Annotated in this window: 9 protein-coding genes and 1 pseudogene; 8 read left to right on the top strand and 2 right to left on the bottom strand. The window is 32.6% G+C overall.

Translation table 11 applies throughout. The annotated features are described in order from the left end of the window. The 3 genes and pseudogenes from pstB to M0Q24_RS10935 all read left to right on the top strand — a co-directional run. Window positions 1–88: pseudogene (gene pstB, locus M0Q24_RS10925) on the top strand (phosphate ABC transporter ATP-binding protein); the annotation flags it as partial. Continuing rightward, the gene (locus M0Q24_RS10930; protein ID WP_295050592.1) at window positions 85–756 is read left to right on the top strand and encodes a PhoU domain-containing protein; all 672 of its coding nucleotides are present in this window, start codon (window positions 85–87) and stop codon (window positions 754–756) included. The pseudogene pstB and the gene M0Q24_RS10930, both read left to right, overlap by 4 nt. A 109-nt stretch (window positions 757–865) precedes the next feature. Next, entirely contained in the window at window positions 866–1258 is a 393-nt protein-coding gene (locus M0Q24_RS10935; protein WP_295050607.1) for a phosphate-starvation-inducible PsiE family protein, read from the top strand. Here M0Q24_RS10935 and M0Q24_RS10940 read toward each other — a convergent pair. Next, window positions 1193–1906 carry a DUF445 family protein gene (locus M0Q24_RS10940; protein ID WP_295050594.1) on the bottom strand — a complete coding sequence of 238 codons (714 nt, stop codon included), beginning with the start codon at window positions 1904–1906 and terminating at the stop codon, window positions 1193–1195. The genes M0Q24_RS10935 and M0Q24_RS10940 overlap by 66 nt on opposite strands. A gap of 83 nt (window positions 1907–1989) precedes the next feature. On the opposite strand from M0Q24_RS10940, the gene M0Q24_RS10945 reads away from it, so the two are divergent. Genes M0Q24_RS10945 through M0Q24_RS10960 form a run of 4 tightly spaced genes read left to right on the top strand, consistent with a single transcriptional unit; the run spans window position 1990 to window position 6861 of the window. After that, window positions 1990–2763, top strand: a complete 774-nt coding sequence (locus tag M0Q24_RS10945) for a hypothetical protein (protein WP_295050596.1) — start codon at window positions 1990–1992, stop codon at window positions 2761–2763. Continuing rightward, window positions 2760–3284, top strand: coding sequence for a hypothetical protein (locus tag M0Q24_RS10950; RefSeq protein WP_295050598.1), 525 nt, complete (start codon window positions 2760–2762; stop codon window positions 3282–3284). The genes M0Q24_RS10945 and M0Q24_RS10950 overlap by 4 nt, the downstream gene beginning before the upstream one ends. 18 nt (window positions 3285–3302) lie before the next feature. Then, window positions 3303–3722, top strand: coding sequence for a hypothetical protein (locus M0Q24_RS10955; RefSeq protein WP_295050600.1), 420 nt, complete (start codon window positions 3303–3305; stop codon window positions 3720–3722). Window positions 3723–3729: 7 nt separating this feature from the next. Then, complete coding sequence (locus M0Q24_RS10960; RefSeq protein ID WP_295050602.1) at window positions 3730–6861, top strand: efflux RND transporter permease subunit; 3132 nt, start codon at window positions 3730–3732, stop codon at window positions 6859–6861. Window positions 6862–6915: 54 nt separating this feature from the next. On the opposite strand, the gene M0Q24_RS10965 is transcribed toward M0Q24_RS10960, so the two are convergent. Next, window positions 6916–7314, bottom strand: a complete 399-nt coding sequence (locus M0Q24_RS10965; RefSeq protein ID WP_295050603.1) for a rhodanese-like domain-containing protein — start codon at window positions 7312–7314, stop codon at window positions 6916–6918. 64 nt (window positions 7315–7378) lie between these two features. On the opposite strand from M0Q24_RS10965, the gene M0Q24_RS10970 reads away from it, so the two are divergent. Then, entirely contained in the window at window positions 7379–7750 is a 372-nt protein-coding gene (locus M0Q24_RS10970) for a hypothetical protein (protein WP_295050605.1), read from the top strand. Window positions 7751–7900 lie beyond the last annotated feature (150 nt).

A 7900-nucleotide genomic window follows, 5' to 3' on the forward strand; every position in this document is an offset into this window, starting at 1 on the left:
ACTCATCGAATATGATGAGACGGAAACTATATTTATAAATCCACACAATAAAAAAACAGAAGACTACATTACAGGGAGATTTGGATGATGCTAAAAACATATAAAGAAAAATTAAAAAATATAGAAGATGAAATTTTTAGAGTTGCAACTGATGTTGTTCAGTCATTAGAGTTATGTTTAAAGGCATTAAAAGAAGAAAATATCAATGATTTGAAAAATATAGATATAAGTGAAAAAAAACTACAAGTTAAATCAAATGAGATTGATAACTTAATAGTAAGCACTCTAGCTCTTTATTCACCAGAAGCAAGAGACTTAAGACAGCTTGTCTCTTTTTTAAAGATTACAAATGAATTAGTAAGAACTGGTTCAAATGCAAAAGATTTTGCAAAAAAATTTAAGAAATCTTATAGTGATGACTTAAATACAAAGATGATTTTAGAGTACTCAATCCCTTTGCTTAAGTCTGCTCTTTTATCTCTGCAAACGGCTATAACAATCATAGATGAAACTGATGCTAAACATATTGAAGAAAAATATCATAGAGTGATTGTAGAAGAGAGTAAAACTGATGATTTATACTTAATGATTGAGAAAAATATTTTAAAACTTATCTCGACAAATCTTGATCTCTCAAAAGAATATTTCGATATGTTAAGCGCTCTTAGAAGACTTGAAAAAATTGCTGATAGAGCAGTCTCAATTGCGAAGTTACTACAATTTGCCCAAGTTGGAGGAGATATCGTACAATCATAACTGTATGAGATATTTTATTATGAAAGAAGCAATAAGAAAAATAAAAAAATACTTTAGCACCAATTATGAAGTCTTAGTAGCGACATTTATTTTTTTACTAATAATAATTATGTCAGCTGAATTTTATAAGGCTATTATTCTTATGTTGGAGTTTATTGTTATTATGGAGATTGTAAAGATGGTCTCTGATTTTATAAAAAAAGAGACTTTGCGACTTCGATTTGTGATCGATATTTTTATTATATTTTTAATTAGAGATGTCATCATCTTAAGTGCAAATAAACACAGAGATTACTTCGATATAGTATTTTTACTATTTGTAATATTTGTGTTTTTTATTTTTAGGATTCTCGCTGTTAAGTTTTCACCAGGAATTATAAGTTTATCTAAAAAGAAGAGTATAAAACGTGATGAAAATAAAGCGAGTAAAAAAGTTTTAAGTAACGATCAAAGAAGAGAACAATCCTATCAACCCACCAAAAACTCCGCCCCAAACAACTAGCCAGTCAAGATGTTCTTTTATTAGTTTTTGGACTATCTCTTTTACTATTTGAGGGGTTAGCTCATCTAGTCTTGAGTCTATGACTTGCTCTATTGAGACTAACATATCATCGCTCAGAGATGAGTTTTGCATGTGGTTTTGAAGTGTGTTGTTAAATGCTTCGCTTGCTACTATTTTTGAGACTGCACTTTGCATTTTTTTAGAAAATGGTTCACGAAGAGACTCTAGAGCTTTTTCTCCTCCAAACATCCCAAGCATTCCACCAAACGAGGACTCCATTACAGTTTTTGAGAGTGCATCAAAAGCTAGAGAAAAGTCAGTTTCTCTAATGATTGGCTCTAGATCTATCTTTTTTTCTTCATTTTTAAAGAAGTTATTTAGTTGCTCTTTTGTAAAAAACTCACTCATCATAAGTTCTTTTATTGAGGTTTTAAAAGCTTCAAACCTAGCAGGAATAACACCAGATCCATAAAGAAATGGAACTCTCTCAAAAAGCATATGAATGGCTAGTTGGTTTGTAATAGCTCCTGAGAGTGCAAAAAGAGAGGTTAAAAGAAGTAGTGAGCTGTATTCATCAGCTACTACAAAAGATAAAACTGCTAAAATCACAGCTATAAAATGAGTTAAAAAACTTTTACTGATCTTCAATATTTTTCCTTTAATTTAAGAGTGGAATTATACTAAATAAGAGATTAGTTATAGATTTTATAAAACAACGGGTATGGAGCTTTATGTACACATTTATAGAAAAACTTAACAAAACTGAGGCGAAGTTTTTAGCACAAGTTGTCTCACAAGTCGAGATGAGCGATGCTAAGTTTAAGTGTTACATTATTAACAAAAGAGACTTTACAGATGAGCTTAACTTTGCTGAGTTTTTGTCAAAAACCTTAGAAATAAAAGAAGAAGATTGCGTTTTTTATACAAGCTACTTTACAACTTTAGAGATCCAACATGACTTTTTTAGAGTCTTTATCTCAGAGAAACTAAAGCCATACTTTGCAAACTTAAGTAAGAACTACGACATAAACTCACTCGAAGCTATTTTTACTAAAGAAGATACAAATGCACTAGTGAAAAAAACAAAAGTACTAGATCCAAAGAGTGATGATCTTAACTTAAAAATAAAAAGAGTTGTGAACTTTTTTGATCAAGAGAGAAAAAAACTTCAAAGAAACTTTATAAGAAAAGAGCATAGAAATATGGACGCAGAGTATATGTTAAGGCTTCATCTAAAAGAGACAAACAGAACTCCAGAGATGTTTTTTGATGCGATAAGATGGCTTTTTTCTAACAACCCAAAAGCCGCTTTTCATAGAGACTACATTATGAACATAGCAAAACTAATAGAGCATTACAACACACTAGAGCATCAAGCTATGCACTCAAAAGAAGCAGTAGAGTTTAACGAAGAGGCTCAAACATGGGCAAATATCTATAAAAAACAGGGTATGAATGATGCTGAGATCATAGAAAAATTAAGAGAAGCTGGATTTGTAAAATGAGTATAAAAGAAGCAAAACTTATAGTAAATGAGTACGATTTAAGCACAGATGAGAGTAGTTTTGAGATAGCACTAGAAGCCCTTGCGAAGTTTGGCTCAGCTAGAGCAGTTTTACTTGAGGGTTTAAAACCTCAGTATAAGTACTTAAAAAAAGTCTCAAAACTCTTAGCCATGCTAGATGAAAAACCACAAAACGATGCAGATGCACAGGCAATAAGTTCTTTAATGTATGAGATCTACAAAACTGTCTCAAACGACTCAAAAAGTAGAGGCGAAAACATACGAGATCTAATGGCTGCAATAAATGTGCGAAAAACATTTAACCCCTCAAACAAAGAGCTTTGGGTTATGAACTATCTTGGTGGAAGAGAGTTTATACTAAACATAACATACCAAGAACCAAATGCACTAGAGAGAAAAATCATAGAGGCTTTAAAAAAGTATGATACTTTTGCAGATACACCAAACCAAGATGTAATAGAAAATAGACATATAAACGATTTGGCAATACAGAGATATTAAAAATTAGAGGAAATTATAATGAAACAAGAGAGTTATGAACTTTTTAAAAGTGCTACAGTCGATGAAATAACAGCTTATTTAGCAAAAGAGTTACAAACAAAAAATGAGCCTGAATTTTGGGCTAGTAGAGTTGTTCCTTTTAGTGAAGCAATACTAAGCGTACTTGTAGTTTTAAGAGATAAGAAAAAACTCTTTAACCCAGAAGGCAAAGAAGTAGAGGAGCTAACTCCCGAGCTTTTTTTTAGATGGAGTGACTTTGTAAGTTTAAAATCTCTTGCATTTAAAATGCAAAAATCAGATGAGGATATAGATCTTAGTAAATTAGGAACTTACTTGAGTGCGAACAACGTAAATCTAGAAGATGAACAACTTGATTTTCCTATTTCAACTTACAATCTTCATCAAGGTGTAAGCACTGTTATAAAGACACTTTTGTAAAAACATGATGAAATTTATAAGTTACTTTATAGTAAACAAGCGACTAAATTATATGTTACTTGTTTTTTTAACATATATGGGCATAAATGCCTATATAAATATCCCAAAAGAGATCTTTCCAAATGTTGAACTTGACCAGATAAGCGTTCGTGGTGCTTATAGTGGAGCTAGTGCTAGTGTTATGGATAAGATGGCTGTTCGAGATATTGAAGAAGAACTCAGCAATATAAGTGGGATAGATAAGACTGAGACAGTTATCACTCCTGGTGCATTTGTAGTTCTTCTTACACTTAATGAGGATGCAAACAAAGTAAACTTGTTATCTCGCGTAAAAGACTCCATCGCTCTAACAAGGAAGTATTTACCATCAGATATGAACGAGCCAGTAGCTACGCTACTAGAGAGATCTAGATCTCTTATAAATCTTTCTCTATCTTCAGACAGCATTACAAAGGGTGAATTAACACAAAAAGCCAAAGAGATAAAGGTGAAAATCTCTAGGATGAAGAATATTAGTGAGATACTTATCCGTGGAGATTCAAAGGAAGAGGTCTCTATAAGTATAAATTCTGAGGCACTTTTGGCTTATGGTTTAAAGCACTCTAGTGTTTTAGAAGCTATATCAGATCTCTCTTATATCTTTCCTATAGGAGATATAGAACAAAGAGGAAACTTTGTATATCTCTCAACCGTACATGGCAAAGCGGATATATATGAGTGGCAAGAGAGCATCTTAAATATTGACTCAAAGTATGTAAAACTAGGCGATATTGCAAAGGTGGCAATCGAGTATCCACAGACTGAAACACTTGCATCTTTTAACAACTTACAGACTCTAAATCTTGTCATCTCAAAAGCAGAAGAGGGTAACTCTATAACTCTCTCAAAAGAGCTAAGAGAGTATACAAAAGTATTGGAAAAACAATATCCAAAGATCTCATTTAACTTCTTTAGAGACTCTTCTAAAATTGTAAAAGAGAGGTTAGATACTGTTATATCAAACCTGATGTTAGGTCTTACTCTAGTCTTTATATCTATGTGGGTATTGATAAATTTACGGGTAGCTCTTGTTGTAGCTATGGGGATTCCTTTTTCTTTTATCATTGGACTTCTTTTTATCTACTATATGGGATACTCAATAAATATCGTCTCACTTTTGGGTGCTTTGATAGTCATCGGTATAGTTGTTGATGATGCCATTGTTGTGGGTGAGAATATTCAAAGACATATAGATGAGGGCATGGACAATTATGAAGCGGCCATTATAGGTGTTAAAGAGATGCTGCTTCCTGTTACACTTGCAACTATTTCTACTGTTATGGCATTTTTACCTATATTTATGCTTCATGGTGAGATTGCTCTGTTTTTTGTGCTAATTCCCATAGTTGTGATAATGATTTTGTTAGGTTCACTTATAGAGAGTTTCTTCTTTTTACCACTTCACGCACAAGAGATACTTAGAAAAAGTAACAACTTTTTAGATTGGACGCCATTTCAAAACCTCTATGTTAGAGTCTTATCTTATTTTATAGAGTATAAAAAAATCTTTTTAGCTCTTTTTATCATCATAATTCCCTTAGTTACATATTTTACTGCAAGCTCAATGAGGTTTCAGTTTTTTCCAAATTTTGATGGAAACAATCTCTATATATCTGGCAAGATGGATATAAATACACCTCTTGAAGATACCTATGCAATTGCAAAAGAGATACAAGAGACTCTCCTTCTTCACTCTGATGAATTTGCATTAAAGGAGATATCATCAACCACGGGGTATAGAAGAAGCTTATCTGGAGATACTCAAAGAAATAATAGTGTTTTTTATATAACTATGGAACTTTATGATAGAGAGGATAGTGACTGGATAAACAAGTACTTAAACCCTGTTTTAAACTTTAGTTTTGACTTTAACAACCCTGATAAAAGAAGACAAAAGCAAACTTTCGAGCTCTCGCCTCGTCTTAAAGAACTAGTCATGCCATTTAAAGAGAAGTACAACATGGTAGAACTTGGAGTAATAGAAGATCAATCAGGACTTATAAGAAGTGATATTCAGATAAATCTCTCAGGAAGTAATGATGCAAAACTAGAAGATGCCATAAGAAAACTAGAGGGTGAAATATCTAAGCTAGAGGGCATAAAAAACTATAGTAACAATATCAAGTACGGAAAAATGGAATACAAGATCAAGATAAACTCTTATGGAGAGAGTTTAGGTCAAAGTGAGGCTTCTATTGCTAAAGTTTTAAGCTCTTACTTTTTGGAAAAAAAACAAGCTACAACATTTAATGAACGCGGAGTTATGGAGATAAAGACTAAGGATAGTAACAAAGATGATATTCAAAACTTTCTTGATTTTAACATAGCGTTAGCTGATGGTAGATTTGTAAAATTAACTGATATAGCGAGTATCGTTGAGGTTAGAGATTATGAAAAGATTGATAAACTAAATGGCAATATAGTAAAAACACTATTTGCTAGTGTAGATAAACGAATCATCACTCCAACAGAGATCTTAGATGATCTTGAAGATTCTATAGAGGAGATAAGTAATTCTGGGATTAATGTAGAACTTTTAGGGGAAAAAGAGAAAAAAAGCCAGATGGGAGCTGACATGAAATCAGCAGTTGGACTTGCATTGTTTTTAATTTTTTTAACACTTTTACTGATTTTTTCAAAAATAAAATATGTACTTATGGTTATGAGTGTCATACCTCTTTCGATCTTGGGAGCTTTAGTTGGACACAAACTCTTAGGAATCAACCTTACTATGCCATCTGCTATAGGGATATTGGGACTTGCTGGGGTTGTTATAAATGATGGGATCATTATGCTTGATTTTTTGCATGGGACTCGTAAATCAGAGGAGTTTTTTAAACGTGCAAAGCAGAGACTTCGCCCTATTGTTATAACTTCTGTAACTACATTTTTAGGTCTATTTTCTCTGATATTTTATGCAACTGGACAAGCAGTTATACTCCAACCTATCGCTGTTTCTATTGGTTTTGGACTAATGTGGGGAACCTTTTTAAACCTAATGTATCTACCAACACTCTATGCAATGGTTAACAAAATCGAGCCTATTTCAAAAACAAAAGATACAAAATACCCCATAAAAGAAACACAAAAAGCCCAATAGCACCAAAGACTATAATTAGTCTGATGCTAAAATGAAAGAGAAATTTTAAAAAGCTCACTGTTTGCCATATGGAACTGTTTTTAGTTTCATCGCTTTTAGATAGACGATGCCACCTAAAATATTGGTAACATCATAGCTTAACTCTTTTGCTAAAAAGTCAGCGACTATGCTTGTTCTACTCCCCGTTCTGCAGATCAAGGCAAATGGTTTTTTGGTATCTACTTTTTTGTTTAGCTCAGTTAAAAAAGCTTCGACGTTGTAGCCTCCTTTTTCATCCCAAAACATAATAGTGATAGAATCTTCAACGATGCCAGTCTCCACCCACTCAGCAGGTGTTCTGATATCTATGATGGGGATTTTAGAGTCAAGTATCTTTTGTGATGGGTATTCGTGTCTGAGCTCCCCAAAGAGTGAAGCGGTTAAAATAAGCAGTAAAAGAAGTGTTTTGTACAAGTTTTCTCCAGCGAGTAAAATTAATGTATAATTATATCGAGCATAAATAAATATTAGGTAGAGCATGTCAGCATCTAAAAAAATAGTAGAAAATTCAAATAGACTAAGGTATGTAAGAGCCTTAGAGAGGTTTCATAAAAGCATCATTTCTTACCTATCAAACACAAAAGAGCTAACAAACGAGGGCTTTAGTAAAAAAATAGAAAACGCATTAAAAGTCTTAAAACGAGTCGAATCTATAGATCTATATAAAGGTGACTTACAAGATCTACAAAAATTAGTAGCAAAAATAATTTCATATAAAGATACTCAAAGAGAGATAGATGAGATAAGAGATGAGATACTCTACAGTTCAAACCAACTAGACAAAAATAAAAACGCTAGAAGATACAAAAAAGACAAACACATAAATTCTAAGTATGATGAGTGGGAGTAGACTAAGACTCTACCTCGTTCCCATCGCTCTGAGACTGTGAAAGAACTTTCTAAAAGAACTCTTAAATAAGGGTTCTTTTAATCCCTAAAATGGTACAATACCGTCATAAAACTTCGTAATATAGGGCTTTGATGAGTAGTAATTATAAAG

Source organism: Sulfurimonas sp. (assembly GCF_023228785.1).
In the GTDB taxonomy this organism is placed as follows: Bacteria; Campylobacterota; Campylobacteria; order Campylobacterales; family Sulfurimonadaceae; genus Sulfurimonas.

Coding starts and splice junctions, on each gene's coding strand:
- M0Q24_RS10955 (WP_295050600.1), top strand. CDS start 3,303: ATGAAACAAGAGAGTTATGAACTTTTTAAAAGTGCTACAGTCGATGAA.
- M0Q24_RS10950 (WP_295050598.1), top strand. CDS start 2,760: ATGAGTATAAAAGAAGCAAAACTTATAGTAAATGAGTACGATTTAAGC.
- M0Q24_RS10960 (WP_295050602.1), top strand. CDS start 3,730: ATGAAATTTATAAGTTACTTTATAGTAAACAAGCGACTAAATTATATG.
- M0Q24_RS10935 (WP_295050607.1), top strand. CDS start 866: ATGTCAGCTGAATTTTATAAGGCTATTATTCTTATGTTGGAGTTTATT.
- M0Q24_RS10970 (WP_295050605.1), top strand. CDS start 7,379: ATGTCAGCATCTAAAAAAATAGTAGAAAATTCAAATAGACTAAGGTAT.
- M0Q24_RS10930 (WP_295050592.1), top strand. CDS start 85: ATGATGCTAAAAACATATAAAGAAAAATTAAAAAATATAGAAGATGAA.
- M0Q24_RS10945 (WP_295050596.1), top strand. CDS start 1,990: ATGTACACATTTATAGAAAAACTTAACAAAACTGAGGCGAAGTTTTTA.